The sequence below is a fragment of the Streptomyces sp. NPDC012466 genome (assembly GCF_042955215.1).
GTDB lineage: Bacteria > Actinomycetota > Actinomycetes > Streptomycetales > Streptomycetaceae > Streptomyces.
Genome location: NZ_JBIBEQ010000004.1, coordinates 500,240 through 516,989, shown reverse-complemented (window position 1 = coordinate 516,989; position 16,750 = coordinate 500,240). Strand labels below are relative to the sequence as shown.

The 16,750-nt window shown below is 68.6% G+C and carries 11 protein-coding genes; 2 read left to right on the top strand and 9 right to left on the bottom strand.

Annotated elements, in window-relative coordinates; translation table 11 throughout:
* Position 1: 1 nt before the first annotated feature.
* The 3 genes from ACFY9E_RS18285 to ACFY9E_RS18275 all read right to left on the bottom strand — a co-directional run bounded on the left by ACFY9E_RS18285 (position 2) and on the right by ACFY9E_RS18275 (position 3,085).
* Complete coding sequence (locus ACFY9E_RS18285; protein WP_390984803.1) at positions 2-829, bottom strand: ABC transporter permease subunit; 828 nt, start codon at positions 827-829, stop codon at positions 2-4.
* Positions 829-1,629 (bottom strand): ABC transporter permease subunit, encoded by an 801-nt coding sequence (locus ACFY9E_RS18280; protein WP_390985123.1) that lies wholly within the window; start codon positions 1,627-1,629, stop codon positions 829-831. The genes ACFY9E_RS18285 and ACFY9E_RS18280 overlap by 1 nt, the downstream gene beginning before the upstream one ends.
* A gap of 184 nt (positions 1,630-1,813) precedes the next feature.
* The gene (locus ACFY9E_RS18275) at positions 1,814-3,085 is read right to left on the bottom strand and encodes an extracellular solute-binding protein (protein WP_390984800.1); all 1,272 of its coding nucleotides are present in this window, start codon (positions 3,083-3,085) and stop codon (positions 1,814-1,816) included.
* Between the two features lie 158 nt (positions 3,086-3,243).
* On the opposite strand from ACFY9E_RS18275, the gene ACFY9E_RS18270 reads away from it, so the two are divergent.
* The gene (locus ACFY9E_RS18270; RefSeq protein WP_390984797.1) at positions 3,244-4,014 is read left to right on the top strand and encodes an FCD domain-containing protein; all 771 of its coding nucleotides are present in this window, start codon (positions 3,244-3,246) and stop codon (positions 4,012-4,014) included.
* 385 nt (positions 4,015-4,399) lie between these two features.
* Here the strand turns inward: ACFY9E_RS18270 and ACFY9E_RS18265 are convergent, their stop codons facing one another.
* The 6 genes from ACFY9E_RS18265 to ACFY9E_RS18240 all read right to left on the bottom strand — a co-directional run bounded on the left by ACFY9E_RS18265 (position 4,400) and on the right by ACFY9E_RS18240 (position 12,556).
* Complete coding sequence (locus ACFY9E_RS18265; protein ID WP_390984795.1) at positions 4,400-6,562, bottom strand: ricin-type beta-trefoil lectin domain protein; 2,163 nt, start codon at positions 6,560-6,562, stop codon at positions 4,400-4,402.
* A gap of 463 nt (positions 6,563-7,025) precedes the next feature.
* Positions 7,026-7,904, bottom strand: coding sequence for a TIM barrel protein (locus ACFY9E_RS18260; protein WP_390984792.1), 879 nt, complete (start codon positions 7,902-7,904; stop codon positions 7,026-7,028).
* Between the two features lie 4 nt (positions 7,905-7,908).
* Positions 7,909-9,081 carry a substrate-binding domain-containing protein gene (locus ACFY9E_RS18255; protein ID WP_390984790.1) on the bottom strand — a complete coding sequence of 391 codons (1,173 nt, stop codon included), beginning with the start codon at positions 9,079-9,081 and terminating at the stop codon, positions 7,909-7,911.
* 22 nt (positions 9,082-9,103) lie between these two features.
* Positions 9,104-10,075, bottom strand: coding sequence for an ABC transporter permease (locus ACFY9E_RS18250; protein WP_390984788.1), 972 nt, complete (start codon positions 10,073-10,075; stop codon positions 9,104-9,106).
* Between the two features lies 1 nt (position 10,076).
* Positions 10,077-11,048 carry an ABC transporter permease gene (locus ACFY9E_RS18245; protein ID WP_390984786.1) on the bottom strand — a complete coding sequence of 324 codons (972 nt, stop codon included), beginning with the start codon at positions 11,046-11,048 and terminating at the stop codon, positions 10,077-10,079.
* Positions 11,045-12,556, bottom strand: coding sequence for an ATP-binding cassette domain-containing protein (locus tag ACFY9E_RS18240; protein WP_390984784.1), 1,512 nt, complete (start codon positions 12,554-12,556; stop codon positions 11,045-11,047). Before ACFY9E_RS18240 ends, ACFY9E_RS18245 begins: the two co-directional genes overlap by 4 nt.
* A 615-nt stretch (positions 12,557-13,171) precedes the next feature.
* Between ACFY9E_RS18240 and ACFY9E_RS18235 the strand changes: the two genes are divergently transcribed.
* Positions 13,172-16,723, top strand: a complete 3,552-nt coding sequence (locus ACFY9E_RS18235) for a ThuA domain-containing protein (protein ID WP_390984781.1) — start codon at positions 13,172-13,174, stop codon at positions 16,721-16,723.
* Positions 16,724-16,750: the final 27 nt, after the last annotated feature.

The window sequence follows — 16,750 nt, the reverse complement described above, 5'->3', positions numbered from 1 at the left end:
GTCAGCCCTTCGTCGCGCCGGCCGTCACGCCGTCAGCGATCTGGCGCTGCAGGAACAGGTAGGTCACCAACACGGGTAGCCCGGCGATCAGGACACCGGCTGCGAAGGTGGGGATGTCGGCGGAGTACTGGCCGCGCAGTGAGGTGATGCCCACCATCAGGGTGCGATGGTCGGCCGACGGCATCATCAGCAGCGAGATGAGCACGTCGTTCCAGCAGAACAGCGCGTCGAGGATGCCCACCGACAGCAGGGCCGGAGCGCCCATCGGCAGCATGATGCGCCGGTAGACGCCGTACAGGGTGTTGCCGTCGATCCGTGCGGCGTCGACGAGCTCGGTGGGCACCGCTCGGTAGTAGCTCGTCATCAAGAAGACGGTGAACGGCAGGAACTGCGCCACGTAGGCGAGGATCAGCCCCGGATAGGTGTCGATGAGTCCGCCGCCGGCCATGATCCTGGCCAGCGGCACCATGATCACCTGGAACGGGATGAACAGTGCCGCGAGGCAGACCAGATACAGCGCGGACGAGCCACGGAACCGCACCTGGGCCAGCGCGAACCCGGCCATGGACCCGATGAGCAGTAACAGCGCTACCGCGCAGGCCACCACGATCACGGAGTTGAGGAAGTACCGCCCCATGCCGACGCTGTTCCACGCGGCGCTGAGGTTGTCCCACCGGAGAGTGCTTGCCAGGGAGAACCGGTCGAGGATGTACTCCCGGCGGGTCTTCATCGCGACGTTGGCGGTGAACAGCAGCGGGTAGATCGTCGCCAGGGCGAGGAGCGCCATCGGCAGGGTGACCAGCCATCTGCTCGGTCCCGGGCGAGACATCAGTCCTCCCTCCCCGCCCGGCGCAGCAGGCCGACCTGCAGCAGGCCCACGACCAGCATGATGAGGAAGAGGACGGTGGACGCGGCCGACGCGAGCGCCGGGCGGCTCATCTGCCCCTGCTGGACCCAGATGTAGTACTCGGGCAGGTAGGTCGATCCTTCCGGGCCGCCACTGGTCATGACGTAGAGCAGCCCGAACATCGAGGTCAGCATCCCGATCATCGTGGTGACGACGACGAACTGGATCGTGCGGGAGAGACCCGGGAGGATGACGTGCCAGATCATTCGCGCGAGCGAGGCGCCGTCGACCCGGGCGGCGTCCAGAAGTGCGGGGTCCAGGGTCGCGAACCCGGCCAGGAACACCACCAGTGCCATCCCTGACGTCGCCCAGATGTGCACACCGACGACGGCGAAGATGGCTACGTCGGGGTCACCGAGCCAGTCCACCGGGCCGACCCCTGAGCCGCCGAGCACGGCGTTCAGCGGACCGTCGAAGGCCAGTAGCAGGTTGAAGATCGCGCCGACGATCACCGGTGAGAGCACAGCCGGGAAGAAGTAGACGCTCCGGAAGAACGAGTGTCCTGGCACCCGCAGGTAGATGAAGGTGGCGAGCAGTCCCGGGATCGCGACCGCGACCGGCAGCAGCAGCACCAGCAGTCCGACGTTGCGCAGCGCGGTGTGGAACAGCGGGTCGTCGAAGAGCTCCGCGTAGTTGTCGAGCCCCACCATGGCGCCGTTGCGTTCGCCGTCACCGGTGAAGGAGAAGTTGACGCCCAGTCCGAGGGGCCAGAGGCGGAGCACCACGATGATCAGGACAGCGGGGGCGACCAGGACGTAGGGGGCGAGGCGTTCGGCGCGTCGGCCGCTGCGGACTGGCGGAGATTTCGACGTAGGGCCGCGGCCACCTGCCGCCTCACCTGCTCGCGCCCCGTCGGTCCGCCCTGTTCGAGCAGCGCGGACCGACGAATCCATCGGTGACATGGCCTCAGCCCGCCTGGTCCGAGGCCGCCAGCTGCTTCACGGCCGCGTCGACCGTGACCGATCCGCTGAGCAGTTGCTGGGACAGCCGCCCCATCAGGTCCACGGTCTTGGACGGCAGGGCGACGTGCAGGGCGGGCTTGCCGTCGTCGATCTCGGACACGATGGTGGCGACGGCCGGGCCGGCGCTCGAGACGTCCACGGTGCGGTCGGCCGCGATGGCGCCCGCGTCGGCGTAGAACGACTTCAGGGCGTCGGTCGAGGTCAGGGAGCGCACCAGGTCTGCGGCGGCCTGGGGGTCCTTGGTCCGCTTCGCGACGGCGTAGCCGATGCCGCCGTCGTAGGGAAGGCTCGGCATGGCGCCGGGTGTGACGACAGGCGACTTCATGACGCCGACATCGTCGGCGTCGAGGAATTCCGCGAAGTCCTTCCAGTGCCCGACGTCCGACATCAATCCGATGACGTGGGCGGCCTTGTTGGACTGGAAGACCGCGAACGCGTCGTTGAACATCGCCGTCGAGTTCGCCCCGTTGTTGTTCAGGCCTTTGTCGTTGACCTCTTTCCAGAGCGAGAAGATCCGCTTGACCGCCGGCGAGGACCAGTCTCGCTTGCCGGCAATCCAGTCGTCGTACTCCGTGGGCGACAGGACGCCCGAGCCGAGCCCGGACAGGAAGAACTGGATACCGATGCCTTCCTTGTTGCCCTGCGCGAAGCATCTGGCGCCGGTCGCCTTGGTGATGGTCCGGCAGTTGGTGACGAACTCGTCCCAACTGGTGGCCGGCTGATCCGGGTTCAGCCCTGCCTTCCGGTAGAGCGCCTTGTTGTAGTAGATGGGGTGACCTTGCAGTGTCACCGGAGCGGCATAGGTCTTGTTGTCCTTGGTGAAGGCCTCCCACCCGGCCAGCCGCTTCTTGTCGTCACGGACGTACTTGTCCAACGCCAGAAGGGAGTTCGCGCGGTCACGGATCTGTCCGCCGCCGTTGAAGAGCATGACGTCCGGCCCCTTGCCGGCTTGGATGGCGGCCCCGAGCAGGGTGTAGTACTGCTCGAACGGCTGGGCGACGAACTCGACCGTCACGCCGGGATGCTGCTCGGCGAAGTCGGCCTTGGCCTTCTTCACGTAGGAAGACGCTGCGGCGTCGCCGGACTTCCAGTCCCAGACGACGAGCTTGCCCTTCGAACCACCGGACGCCACATCCGGGTCGGAGGCGCTTCCGCAGCCGGCTAAGACAACGAGCCCGGCAACCAGGGTCACCGACCACAGTGTTCGCTGCTTCATTGCTGCCCCACTCTCCTGAGGTGGCCGGCTGTCCGGCAGTTGAGGTTGAGAAGGAACGCAACTCGTATGACCTATGTAACTCGTATGACGTATGACGTCAACCGGATGCCCTATAGTTGGCGCACATCCGTGGTACGGCACTGGCCCCGGGGGGTGTCATGACGGCAGTACCGCAGTCATCCGCAGAGGCCTCCGAGGCCCCCGCCTGGAGCCGGCGCCCGGCGAACCTCGCCGCCGCGGTCACGGCTGAGCTGGTGGAGCGGATCGTCCGTGGAGTCCATCCGTCCGGTTCGCCGCTGCCCTCCGAGCCCGTGCTCTGCGAGACCTTCTCGGTCAGCCGCACCGTGGTGCGCGAGGCGGTGAAGATACTTCAGGAGAAGGGGCTGGTGCAGGTCCGCCAGGGCGCCGGCACGATGGTCACCCCGCCGACGATGTGGAACATGCTCGACGAGCTGGTCCTCGGCGCGACCATCGCCGAAGACGAGAGCCTGGCCATCCTCGATCACCTCGTCGCGACACGCCGCGTGCTGGAGTCCGATATGGCCAACGTCGCCGCCCGCCTGGCGAACGCCGAGGTGATCGACCAGCTACGCAGTCTGGTGGAGCGGATGGATGAGCTCGTCGACGACCCCGCTTCGTACCAAGAAGTGGACCGGGCGTTCCACGACACCGTCATGCAGACGTCGGGGAACCGCATCGGCCGTGCCGTGGTCCGTTCGCTGGAGCGCCAGGTCATCAACTCCGCCCGTTACATGGGCCGAACCGGCCGCGTCTTCTGCGTCACGTCCAACCAAGGCCATCGGCGCATCTACGAGCGGATCGCCGCTCACGACCCCAAGGGTGCGGCCGAGGCGATGTTCACCCACATCACCGAGGCGTGGGTGGTGCGCCGCAGCGGGCCTGGCGAGCCGACCCGGCTGCGGCGTTAGGGCCTGTCGTTTGGATCAGGTCGGCCGAGAGGCACTGCACCTCTCGGCCGACCCGCGCGGGGCGTGGTGCGTGCAGATGCAAGGCGGAGGAGGGCGTCAACGCGGAGCGTTGACAACCGACGACAACGCGGCAGATGTGCGTGCCACGCCCCGCGACGCCGGCATGATCCAAACGACAGGCCCTAGAGGCGACTGACGGGTCATGCCGCGAGCGAGGCCAATGCCATCGCGGCACACGTGGTCACCTCTTGGTGGCAGTTGACGGCCACCTCGTTCGTCGACCACGAGACGATGCGACCGAGAGGGCAGAACAGGGGCTTGCAGCCGGCCGGCATTCCGCAGCGGACGGGTCCGGCAGCTCGACGGTCCGGCCGCCGGCGTTCCGCTATCGCAGTGCCCACTGCTGGTTGGTGCCGCCGTGGCAGGTCCAGAGGGTGATCCTGGTGCCGTTGGCGGTGCCTGCGGCGTTGGCGTCGAGGCACAGTCCGGAGTGGACGCCGGTGATGGTGCCGTTGGGGTTGACGTTCCATTGCTGGTTGTTCTGGCCGTTGCAGTCCCAGATGACGACCGGGGTGCCGTTGGTGGTGCCGCGTCCGCTGGCATCCAGGCACTTGCCGCCGGAGAGGGTCAGTTGTTTGCCTGTGGTGTAGGTCCAGGTCTGGCCGGCCGCGCCGGTGCAGTCCGAGAGTTGGGTCTGGGTGCCGTTGGTGGTGCCGGAGCCGGGGACGGTCAGACAGCGGCCGGACTGCGTACCCACGATCTGCTGAGGCGTTGTCGGCGGTGGGGTGTCCTTCGGTCCGGCGGACGCCATCACGTCCTGGGCACCGGAAGGCCAGTTGCCGTTGGTGACCGTGACGTTGCCGGAGACCACGTTGCCGCGGTCCCCGTTGGTGATGTTCGTGCTGCCGTTGGTCGACCAGTTGTTGGTGACGGTCCAGTTCCCCATGTTCTCGCCACCCCAGTAGTTGGCCGTCGCCCACGTACCGGTGTTCGAGAAGACGTTGTTGGTGGCCGTGTAGTACTTCGAGCCCTCGTCGAAGTACACCCCGAAGTACCCGTTGGTCCGCAGACAGTGGTTCCGGCTGATCTGCGCGCTCGGGTTCCATCCGAGGGTGTAGATGCAGCCGCCGTCGTTCATCTGCTGCATGACATCGTGGATGTAGTTGCCGATGAGCCGGTTGTTGGACGCGGTGGTCGGCGTCGTGTAACGCGGCTGGTAGTCGTACAGGCCGCGGTTGGCGTAGTGGTTGCTGCCGCCCGCGTCGTTGGCGCCCCAGCCGTACCCGATCGACATGCCGGAGTACGGCATGTTGTAGACCTCGTTCTGGGCGACGAGGCTGTTGGTGACGTACGTGGTCAGGACGGAGACGATGCCCCGGTAGTCCGCTCCGAGGTCGTGGATGCGGTTGTTGCTGATCGTGATGTCCCTGTTGACCATGCGCTGGTCGCTGGGGTGGTGGGCGTCGGCGCGCACGCCGCCCACGAGGATGCCACCGGCTGAGCTCCGGGCGATCTCCGACCGGGTCACCGTGATGTCGCGGGCGCCCAGGCCGACGCCGCTGGCGTGCGCGTTGGCGTCGTTGCCGATACCGATGGCCGTCTGGCCCAGGTTGACGAACCGGGAGTCGCTGAAGGTGATGGTGTCGGCGGCGGAGATCTGCACGGCGGCCGGCATCTGCCGCCAGTGCGGCCGGGCGGCCTCGAACTGCGTGCAGCCGTTGTGGCAGGAGTCGAAGCCCGGCCAGCTCCAGTTGCCGGCGATGTACGCGCCGGTCTGCTGGTCTGCGTAACCCTGGTTGCTGCTGGGGCCCAGCCAGCTCGTACCGGTGAAGGTGATCCCGCTGAACGTGATGTGGTGCGCCGGCTCGCCGTACGTGCCCCCGAGGTTCACCAGCGACTGCAGCGTCGGCAGTTCCACGCTGACGGTGCTCATGTTCTGCCCGGCCTGGGGGATGTAGTACAGGGCTCCGGCCTTGGGGTTGAGGTACCACTCGCCGGGCGAGTCCAGGAACTCGTACGCGTTGGACAGGTAGAACGGACCGGCCCGGTGCGGCCGCATGAGGGTGTCGTAGCCGAAGTTGTTGTTGTTCCACGCCGGCTGCTGCATCGTGATGAAGTTCGCACTGATGCTCTGCACCGGCGAGTACCGGTCGGTGAAGGAGTTGACGCTCTCCACCTCGATCCGGCTCTGGTCGGCCAGGTTGTTCAGATAGCTCAGCGCACCGCCCGAAAACCTCATTCCGGCGCTGGTGGCCGTAAAATCGGCCCTGTTCACCTGCGTGCGTGCCCGGGTGGCGACGGCGCCGTCGACAAAGAGCTGCCGGGTATCGAGACCGGTTGGCACGTCGGCCTTCCAGATGTTCTTGGCTGCGTCGGCCACCGACCAGCCGGTGACCGCCCGGGCACCGGTGATCACCGGATGCGCCGACGGGGCGGCCCGCCACACGACCGTGTGGCCGCCCGAGCCGGAGTCCTCCGCCGTCAGCCGCAAGGGTTGGGCCAGCCGGTACACACCGTCGGCCAACTGCACCACGATGTCGTCCGACATGGTGTCGTTGAGCGACCGCACCGCCGCCTGCGCGGCTGTCAGTGAGCACGGCTGGGCGCTGGAACAGTCGGTACCGGTGCCGGACGGCGAGACGTGCAACGTGAGGGGAACTGCGGATGCGGGCGCGGGGAAGGCCGTCACGGCGGTCGCGGTCAAACCGGCCGTTGCGGCTACGGCGAGAAGCCGCCTTCGTATCGTGGGGGTTGTGAACACGTTTTCTCCTTGTGGGTTCCGGGACGGAAGGGGAGGACGGCGCGTCCGGGCTGCTCGGCGTGCGGGGACGAGGGCTCGCAGAGGGGGCACGATGTTCGGGCGTGGGCGTCGCGCCTGACTCGGCGCCGATCGTCGTACTGTCGACGAGTCGTACGGCGGTCGGTGCACGGACCGGTCGGACCGTGGTGCGGTTTCCCGTGGGCCGATGCGTATGACGTATGACGTCGTTCGGAAACCAAAGCCACCCCTGTCAACCGGTCGAGGGAGCGTTTTCCAGTCCTTGGAGGACGGTCCGGAGGTAGGACAGCCCGTCACGGGCGAGGGCGTTCTGCGACGGGGCGAGCGGCCGCCAGATCGAGGCCGCGGTAGCGATGGCCTCGTTCTGCGCGGTGAACGACTCGATGCACACCGCGCCGCCGTAGCCGGTCGTGGCCAGGCCGGCGAGGAAGCGTGGCCAGTCGAAGTGGTCGGCGCCCGGAGTGCCGCGGTCGGTGCCGCTGACCTGGACGTGCTTGAGGTGGGGACCAGCCGTGACGAGCGCCTCGTAGGGGTCGGCCTCCTCGATGTTCATGTGATAGGTGTCGATCATGAGACCGACGTTCGCGGGCAGGCCGTTGATCAGCTCCACCGCCTGGTCGACCGTGTTGACGACACTCGTCTCATAGCGGTTGAGGGCCTCCACGCCGATGCTCACGCCCCGCTCCCCCGCGTAGTCGGCCACCGGCCGCAGGGCGCGGCGGACGTCCGCGTAGCAGGCCGCGCGCTCCCCCGGTGACATGCGCCAGGTCCGCCCCACCGCGGCGTAGACCGGGCCGCCGACGCAGGGCGCGCCGACGGCCACCGCACTGTCCACACACGTTTTCAGGTACACCGCGGTGGAGGCGACGACCTCCGGCGGGGCGTTCACGAGGTCACGTCCGGGCGAGGTGACCGCGCAGACGCCGACCGCGCGCAGGCCGTACGCCGCCAGCAGGTCCCGGGTGCGGGCCGGGTCCCAGTCGCCGGGTTGCTCGATCGGCAGCTCGACCGCGTCGAAACCGAACGCGGCGATCCGCGGCACCAGCTCGGCCATGGCCTCGTCGTCGACCGGCGAGGCCCAGACCCACGGGTTGACACCGATGGTGTACACCGGACTACTTCCAGCGCCGCGGATAACCGGGCAGGTCCGTGCAGCCGCACATCGCGTAGTGCAGCGGCGGCATGTCGGGGTCGACGTACTCGTCCAGGTTGTCCTGGGTGATGGTCGGCTGTGGCAGCTTCCACGGGTTCGGCACCCGCTCGCCGCCGAGGATCTTCAGCGCGGCGATGATCGGGGTGCGCCACTGGTAGGTCGGGTACGTCGGGGCGATCGCCGTGAGCTTCTTGTCCTTCCACAGCTTCAGGAAGTCGAGCTGGTCCTCGCCGTTGATCGGCGGCACGGGTTTGCCGGCGTCTTCGAACGCCTCGACCGCCGCGCCCGCGACCGCCCCGGCGTCCATCCAGACGCCGTCGATCGTGCCGTACCGCTGGATGTAGTCGTTGACGATCTTCTTCGTCCTGGCCGGGTCGCCGTCGGTGAACTCGACGCCGACGACGTCGACACCCGCCTTGTCGAAGGCGACCTTCGCCGCGGACCAACGGGTCTCCAGCACGTCGACGCCGGGCAGGATGCGCAGTGCGAGCACCTTGCCGCCCCGCTTCGTCTTCTGGGTGACGAACTCAGCCGCGACGTGGCCGAATCCGTAGCCGCCGATCGGGTTGATGAACGTCACCGGGCAGGTCGTGTCGACGCCGCGGTCGAAGACGATGACCGGCAGGCCCTTCCGGCAGGCGGCCTCCACGGCCGGGGTGAGCGTCGCGGTGGTGTTCGGCGAGACGATGAGCGCGTGGCAGCCCTTGCCGAGCAGGTCGTTGATGTCGGCGATCTGCTTCTGGTCCTTGCCTTCGGCATCGACGTGGACGAAATCGGAGATCCGGCCACGGTGCGTGTCGACCTCGGCCTGCATGGTCTTGAAACCGACCTGGCGCCAGGGGTTGTTCAGCCCCGCGTTGGAGAAGCAGATCTTGTACGGTCCGGGCTTCTTGAACTTCGCGGTCTCCACCATCGCCGGGTCGAGCGCCTGTTCCCAGGGCTTGCCGGCCGGCCCGGTGGGCGCGGTATCCAGCAGCGCGAGCTGCTTGTCGTAGTCGGCCTTCACGAAGAACTTCGACTGCTTGCCGGTGCCCGACCCGGTGCCCGCGGAGGGCGAACCCGATGTGCCGGTGGTGGGCTCGTCGGTGGCGCAGCCGGCCAGCACCAGTAAGGTGCTCACGGCCAGCACCGTCATGGAGTGCCTCACTGAATCCCCTTCATCTGGACGGGAGACGGAAGGAAGCCGCCGCCACGGCGAGCAGAATGATCGCGCCCTGGACGGTCGGTTTGAGGGCGCCGGAAACGCCGTAGAAGTTCATGAGCGTGAAGAGCGTCTCGAGGGTCAGCGCGCCCAGCATCGCGCCGACGACCGAACCGCGGCCCCCGCCCAGAGCGACACCGCCGAGGACCGCCGCGGTGATCGCGCCGAACTCCAGGCCGGCACCGGCCTGGAACGACACTCCGCTGTACCCGCCGATCAGGACCGCCGCGAGCGTGGCGGCGAGTCCGCTGAGGACGAACGCCATGGTCTTGGCGCGCCACACGCGCACGCCGCTCAGCCCGGCGGTGCGCGGGTTGCCGCCGACGGCGACCAGGGTGCGGCCGAAGTCCGACCGCGTCAGCACCAGCGACAGAGCGGCCGCCGCCAGCAGGACGACCAGGGCGTACGGTATCCGGCCCAGCGCGGGCACGTCCTCGAACGCCGACCGGCCGAGCCTGCGGAACTCCTCGGAGAGGCCGCCCTTCGGGGCACCGTTGGTCCACAGGTACACGGCGCCGACGAGGATCAGGAACATCCCGAGGGTCGTGATGAACGACGGCACCCGCAGCCGCGTGGTGACGAGGCCGTTGACGAGGCCGACGGCGATGCCGAACGCGAGCAGGAGCACGGCGACAGGCCAGCCGGCCGACGGATCGCCGTCGATCAGCCGGGCCGCGACGACCACCTGCGCGGTGACCAGGGAGCCGACGGACAGGTCCAACTCGCCGGAGACGATCACGAAGTACTGGCCGGCGGCGAGCAGGACGACCGGCGCGGAGCGGCCGAGGAACGACATCAGCGACGGCGGCGAGAGGAAGTCCGGTTGGCGGGCGGTCAGCAGAACCAGCAACACCGCCAGGATCACGACGATCGGTGCGAGACCGCCGGAGCGGAACGTGAGGAGCCGCAGTGGGCGCGCGATCTGCATGCTATGACGCCTTTCGCATCGCCCGGCGGGCGTAGACGGCGACCGCCGCGATGATGATCACGCCACGGATCACCTGCTTGAAGAACGCGTCGACCTCGAGCTGGTTGAAGACGGCGTCGATGCTCGCGAGCAGCAGCACGCCGCCGACCGTGCCGACGACGCCGCCGCGCCCGCCGGCCAGGGCGGTGCCGCCGAGCACCACCGCGGCGATCGACTCCAGGTCGTACAGTCCCTCGGTGCCCACCCTCGGTGCGCCGGCGCCGAGCCGACTGGCGAGGTAGACCCCGGCGAGGCCGGCGCAGAGGGCGCACAGCACATGGGCGGTGACGAGGACCCGGCTGCCCCGCACGCCGGAGAGCCGGGCGACCTCCGGGTCACCGCCCACGGCGATCAGGTGGTGGCCGAAGCGGGTGCGCGCCAGCACGAACCAGGCCGCGGCGGCGACGGCGAGCAGCAGCAGGAACGACAGCGGCACCGGGCCGACGCGCTGGTACCCCAGGCCCTGCACCAGGGCGGGCGCGGTCTTGCCGGCCGGGCCGTCGTATCCGTTGTCGAGGTATCCCTTCAGCAGCAGTCCGACGCCGACGGTCGCGATGAAGGGGTTGATCCGCGCTCTGGTGACGAGCAGACCGTTGACGAGGCCGATCGTGGCGCTGACGGCGAGCGTCAGGCCGATCGCCGGCAGCAGCGCACCGTCGTCACCGGCCATGGTCTCGGCGGCGACGAGGGTGCTCAGGCTGACCACGTACGCCACGGACAGGTCCAGCGAGCCCCCGACGATGACCAGCGTCTGGCCGACCGCGACGAGGCCCAGACCGGCGGCGACGTGCAGCAGGCTCACCGTCGTCGGCAGGCTGAACAGCCGGCCGCCGTCGACCCTGACGATGAGCCAACCGATCGTCAGGGTGAGGACCAGGGCGACGAAAACGCCGGGCGGCGTCCGCCGGGCAGACAAGGACAGCGCGCCGCTCATCCGGCCGCCTCCCCCACGGTGCCGACCGCCAGGGCGACGACATCCTCCTCTGTCGCGCCGGCGGGCAGCTCACCGGCGATCCGGCCGTCGCGCATGACGATGATCCGGTCGCTCATGCCGAGCAGCTCGGGCAGCTCGGACGAGACCATCAGCACGGCGGCGCCGTCGCGGGCCAGCCGGCGGACGAGATCGTGGATCGCCGACTTGGCGCCCACGTCGATGCCCCGGGTCGGCTCGTCGAAGAGCAGGATGCCCGGGGCGAGCGCGAGCCACCTGGCCAGCACGACCTTCTGCTGGTTGCCCCCGGACAGGAATCGGATCTCCTGGTCCTCCCCTGCGGAGCGAAGCTCGACGGCCGCGAGCAGTTCCCGGACCCGCGCGGTCCGGGCACCGCGGCCGAGCCGGCCCGGGCGGACGGCGCGGCCGGCCAGCAGCGCGTTGTCGAGCACCGACTGCCCGGCGACGATCCCTTCATCCTTGCGGTCCTCGGAGACGTAGGCGATACCGGCCCGTATCGCGGCGCGGGGCGAGCGCAGCCGGACCGGCGCTCCGTCGACGGTCACCTGGCCGGTGCTGAACGGTGCGGCGCCGAACAGTGCGCGGGCCAACGCCGACCGGCCGGAACCCTGCAGGCCGCCGACGCCGAGCACCTCGCCGGCGCGCAGCCGCAGGTCGATGCCGCGCAGCTTCCGGTTGCCTCCGCCCCGGACAGTCAGCCGCACCGGGCCCAGCTCCTGTGGCTTCGCCGGGCCGGGGTAGTAGCTCGACAGCTCGCGGCCGACCATGTGGCGCACCAGCTGATCGGCGCTGGTGTCCGCGGTGTCCAGGGTCGCCACCGCCCGGCCGTCCTTGAGCACCGTGATCCGGCTGGACAGGTCGAAGACCTCCTTGAGGCGGTGCGAGACGTACAGCACGCCTATCCCGTGCTCCTGCAGCCGTCGCACGAGCGCGTAGAGCTGGTCGACTTCGTGGTCGGCGAGAGCCGCGGTGGGCTCGTCCATGATGAGCAGCCGCGCGTCGAGGGAGAGCGCCTTGACGATCTCGACCACCTGTTGCTGCGCCACGCCGAGTCGTCCCACGCGCGTGTCGGGCGGTAACGAGCCCTCCCCGATCGAGGCGAGGAGCCCCGCGGTATGGCTGAGCATCGCCCTGCGGTCGACGAGCCCGCGGCGCAGGGGCTCGCGGCCCAGACAGACGTTCTCCGCGACCGTGCGCTCGGGCAGCAGCGTCAGCTCCTGGTAGACGATGCCGATACCGGCCTGTCGGGCCTCACGCGGGCTGCGGAACGTCCGCGGTGCGCCGGCGAACTCGACCGTTCCCTCGTCGGGCTGGTGGACGCCGGACACCACCTTCATGAGCGTGGACTTGCCGGCGCCGTTCTCGCCGACGACCGCGTGCACCTCACCCGGCCGGACCTGGAGGTCGACGCCATCGAGCACCCGCACGCCGAGGAACGACTTGCCGATGCCTCGCAGAGCGAGCAGCGGTGACGGCAGCAGGCCAGACATGGTGGGACCCTCTACATTCGCGTCGTCAGCAGGATTGAGCCACCGATAGCTGAGCTATCGTCGAATAGCCGCGAACTTTCTCCGGACGCGATGGCGACATCGCGGCCCCGAGGGTAAATGCCTCGATGAGCGCCTGGCAATAGCACCGGACATCTCGGTGGCCATTAGCCGTGAGAACTGCTCAATGCGGACCGGCGATTGGTCGGCAGCGGTTGATACGCAAAAATCTGTTATCGAATCGGTCCGGCCACGGTCGCGCGCCCAGCCGCGACGACTGATGCACAAAATGCGTTATGGCATCGATCCGACGACAGTCGCTGCCGAACCGGCGATGATTGATGCGCAAAATGTGTTATGGAATCGGCCGCACCCGAAGCATATTGACTGTTGTGATAGGCCGCTGCATGCTGGCCGGCAGATCACGGGAGACGGTCGCATCTGGTGTGACGCCCCCCTCTCTTCCGTAGGGACTTGACTGCCCGTCACGGCGGACGGGATGACGAGCTGACGGCACACGCGTGCCTACGACGCGCTCAGGCACTCCGGCGCATCGGAGGTGCGGCCGGCGCATGCCCGTGGTCATGCCATCGTTGCTCCGCCGAAATAGGAGACGGCATGCGTCGCATCATATTTGTCCTGGGGGCGATCGCGAGCGTGCTCCTGTCGCTCGTCATCGCCCCACCGGCGTCAGCGGCGCCGGCCTTCCGAGCGCTGGTCTTCACGAAGACAACCGGCTACCGGCACGATTCGATCCCTGCCGGCCTCGCGATGTTCCGGGAGCAAGCGGCGGCCAACAACTTCGAGTTGGTCCACAGCGAGGACGCGAGCGTTTTCACCCCGGCGAACCTCGCCACCTTCGACGTGCTCATCATGTTCCAGACCTCGGGAATGGTGTGGACCACGGCGGCCCAACGTCAGGCGGTCGAGGGCTACCTCGCCAGCGGCAAGGGCATCGTCGCGATCCACAACGCCACGGACATGGGCGTCGAGAACGAGTACCCGTGGTGGGACCAGACCATCAACGGCGGCGCTCACATGCCGGAGCACTCCCCCGGCGTGCTGCCCGGCACCGCCGTCGTCGCGGACAAGAAGCACCCGTCGACGGCCGGCCTGCCGGACCGTTGGAACCGCAGCGAGGAGTGGTACAACTTCGACCGCAACCCCCGCGGTAACGTCCACGTCCTGGTCACCGCGGACGAGCGCACGTACAACCCGGGCTCCCGCGCCATGGGGCCGGACCACCCCATCTCCTGGTGCCGCTCCACCGGCGGCGGCCGCGTGTGGGCCACCGCCATGGGGCACACCAGCGCGGCGTACAGCGAGACCCATTTCCGCAACCACGTCCTCGGGGGCGTCAAGTGGGCGGCCGGCAACGAGCCCGGCGACTGCGGCGGCACCGTGTGGAGCAACTTCGAGAAGCGCACCCTCGACGACAACACCGCAGACCCGATGGCACTCGCGGTCGCCCCGGACGGGCGGGTGCTCTACGTCCAGCGGGGCGGGCAGCTGAAGATCTTCAAACCGACCACGAACAAGACCGTGACAGCAGGCACGCTCAGCGTCTACACCGGCGGCGAGGACGGCCTCACCGGACTGGCGCTCGACCCCGACTTCGCCAGCAACGGCTACGTGTACCTGTATCACTCCCCGGCCGGAGTCCCGAACGACATCAACCGGGTCTCCCGGTTCACGCTCACCGGCGACACCCTGAACATGTCGAGCCAGGTGACGATCATCGACATCCCCGCGACCCGTGACCGCACGTTCGCCGAACCCGGGCACACGGGCGGCTACATCGAGTTCGGCCCCGACAAGAACCTCTACATCGGCACCGGGGACGACGTCCCACCGAACCTCGACTCCAACTGGCAGGGCTACGCCCCGCTGGACTGGCGGCAGGGCAAGGCCAACCTCGACGCCGCCCGCACCGCCGGCAACACCAACGACCTGCGGGGCAAGCTCCTGCGCATCCGGCCGTCGGCCGGTGGCGGCTACACCGTCCCGGCCGGCAACCTCTACCCGCAGGGCACGGCGCAGACCCGGCCGGAGGTCTATGCGATGGGCTTCCGCAACCCGTTCCGCTTCTCGATCGACCCGGACAACGGGTGGGTCTACCTCGCCGACTACGGCCCGGACCGGGGCGGCCCCGCGACGAACCGCGGCCCCGAAGGGCTCGTCGAGCTCAATGTCATCAAGGCCCCGGGCAACTACGGCTGGCCGTTCTGCCACGGCAACAACCAGGCCTACGCGCCCTACAACCCGAGCACCGGCGTCGTCGGCGCCAAGTTCAACTGCACCGCGCCGGTCAACAACTCGCCGAACAACACCGGCCTGACCAACCTCAAGCCGATCGTCGCGCCGAACATGTGGTACGGCTACGACGTCTCCCCGGACTTCCCCGAGCTCGGCTCCGGCGGCTCGGCGCCGATGGGCGGACCGGTCTACCGCTACAACGCCGCGAACCCGTCCGAGACGAAGTTCCCGCCCTACTACGACGGGGTCCACTTCTTCTACGAGTGGTCGCGCCACACCGTCAAGGAGGTCCACTTCGACTCCGCGACCGCGGTCACCCGGACCAACCCCTTCATGCCCGCCGCCAAGTTCATCAAGCCGATGGATATGGAGTTCGGGCCCGACGGCTCGCTGTACCTGCTCGAATGGGGCAACAACTTCTCCGGCGGCAACAACGACTCGGGTCTCTACCGCATCGACTACAACCACGGCGGACGATCGCCGATCGCCAAAGCCACCGGAACGCCCACCAACGGGGACGCGCCACTGAACGTGCAGTTCAGCAGCGCGGGGTCCACAGACCCGGATCCCGGCAGCACGCTCGGCTACCACTGGACGTTCGGCGACGGCACCACGTCCACGGCGGCCAACCCGTCACACACCTACACCGCCAACGGCAACTACACCGCCCAGCTCAAAGTCACCGACAACACCGGCAGGACGGCCTTCGCCAACGTGCCGATCACCGTGGGCAACACCGCACCGAAGGTCACCATCACGATTCCGTCCGACGGCGGCATGCTGGACTTCGGCGACCGCGTCCCGTACAAGGTGTCCGTCTCGGACCCCGGCGGCGCGCCCGTCGACTGCGCCAAGGTGTTCGTCAACCCCGCCCTCGGTCACGACGACCACCAGCACGAGACCACGGACTACCCGGGGTGCTCGGGCACCATCGACACGTCGCTGCTGGGCGGGCACCCCGACGGCGCCAACCTGTACTACGTCCTCAACGCCCGCTACACCGACGACGGAGGTCCCGGCGGTGCGAACCCGCTCACCGGCTACGCCCAGGCGATCCTCCAGCCCAAGCACAAGCAGGCCGAGTTCTACACGGACCAGTCGGGTGTGCAGATCGTCGAGCAGGCCGGCGCGGAGAGCGGCAAAAGGGTCGGCAACATCTCCGACGGTGACTGGATCGCGTTCAAACCGATGAGCCTGTCGGGCGTCACGAGCGTGCGTTACCGCCTGTCGTCGCCGGGCGGGGGCGGATCGATCGAGCTGCGCGCCGACTCCCCGACCGGCACGCTCCTGGCCACGACACCGGTGCCCAGCACCGGCGGCTGGAACACCTACCAGTCCACGCCGGCGGTGAACACAGCCGATCTCGCCGGCTCGCACTCGCTCTACCTGGTGTTCAAGGGCACCGCGAACAACTGGTTCGACCTCGACTCGCTCACCTTCGGCGGCAACGGGGTCGGCGAACCGGGCGGCGGCGGTGGCGGCGTGGCCGGCCGAACCTGGACGGTCGCGGCGCAGCACAGCGGCAAATTCATGGACGTCAGCGACGCCTCGACCGCTGACGGCGCCCAGATCGTCCAGTGGCCGGCCACCGGCGGCAACAACCAGAAGTGGCAGGCCGTCGACGCCGGTGGCGGCGCCATCTACCTGAAGGCGGCGCACAGCGACAAGTGCCTCGCCGTCACGGGCGGGTCCACCGCCCAGGGCGCGTTCCTGCAGCAGTCCACCTGCGACAACAGCAACCCGCAGAAGTTCCTCGTCACCCCGTCGACCACGGGGGGTGTGTACACGATGAAGAGCCTCCCCAGTGGACTGTGCGTCGACGTCAACGGCGGCTCGACGGCCGACGGCGCACGACTCCTGCAATGGAGCTGCCACAGCGGCACCAACCAACAGTGGCGGTTCACCGCCGTGTAGCCCGTCCGGACGGGATGCCCGGCGCCG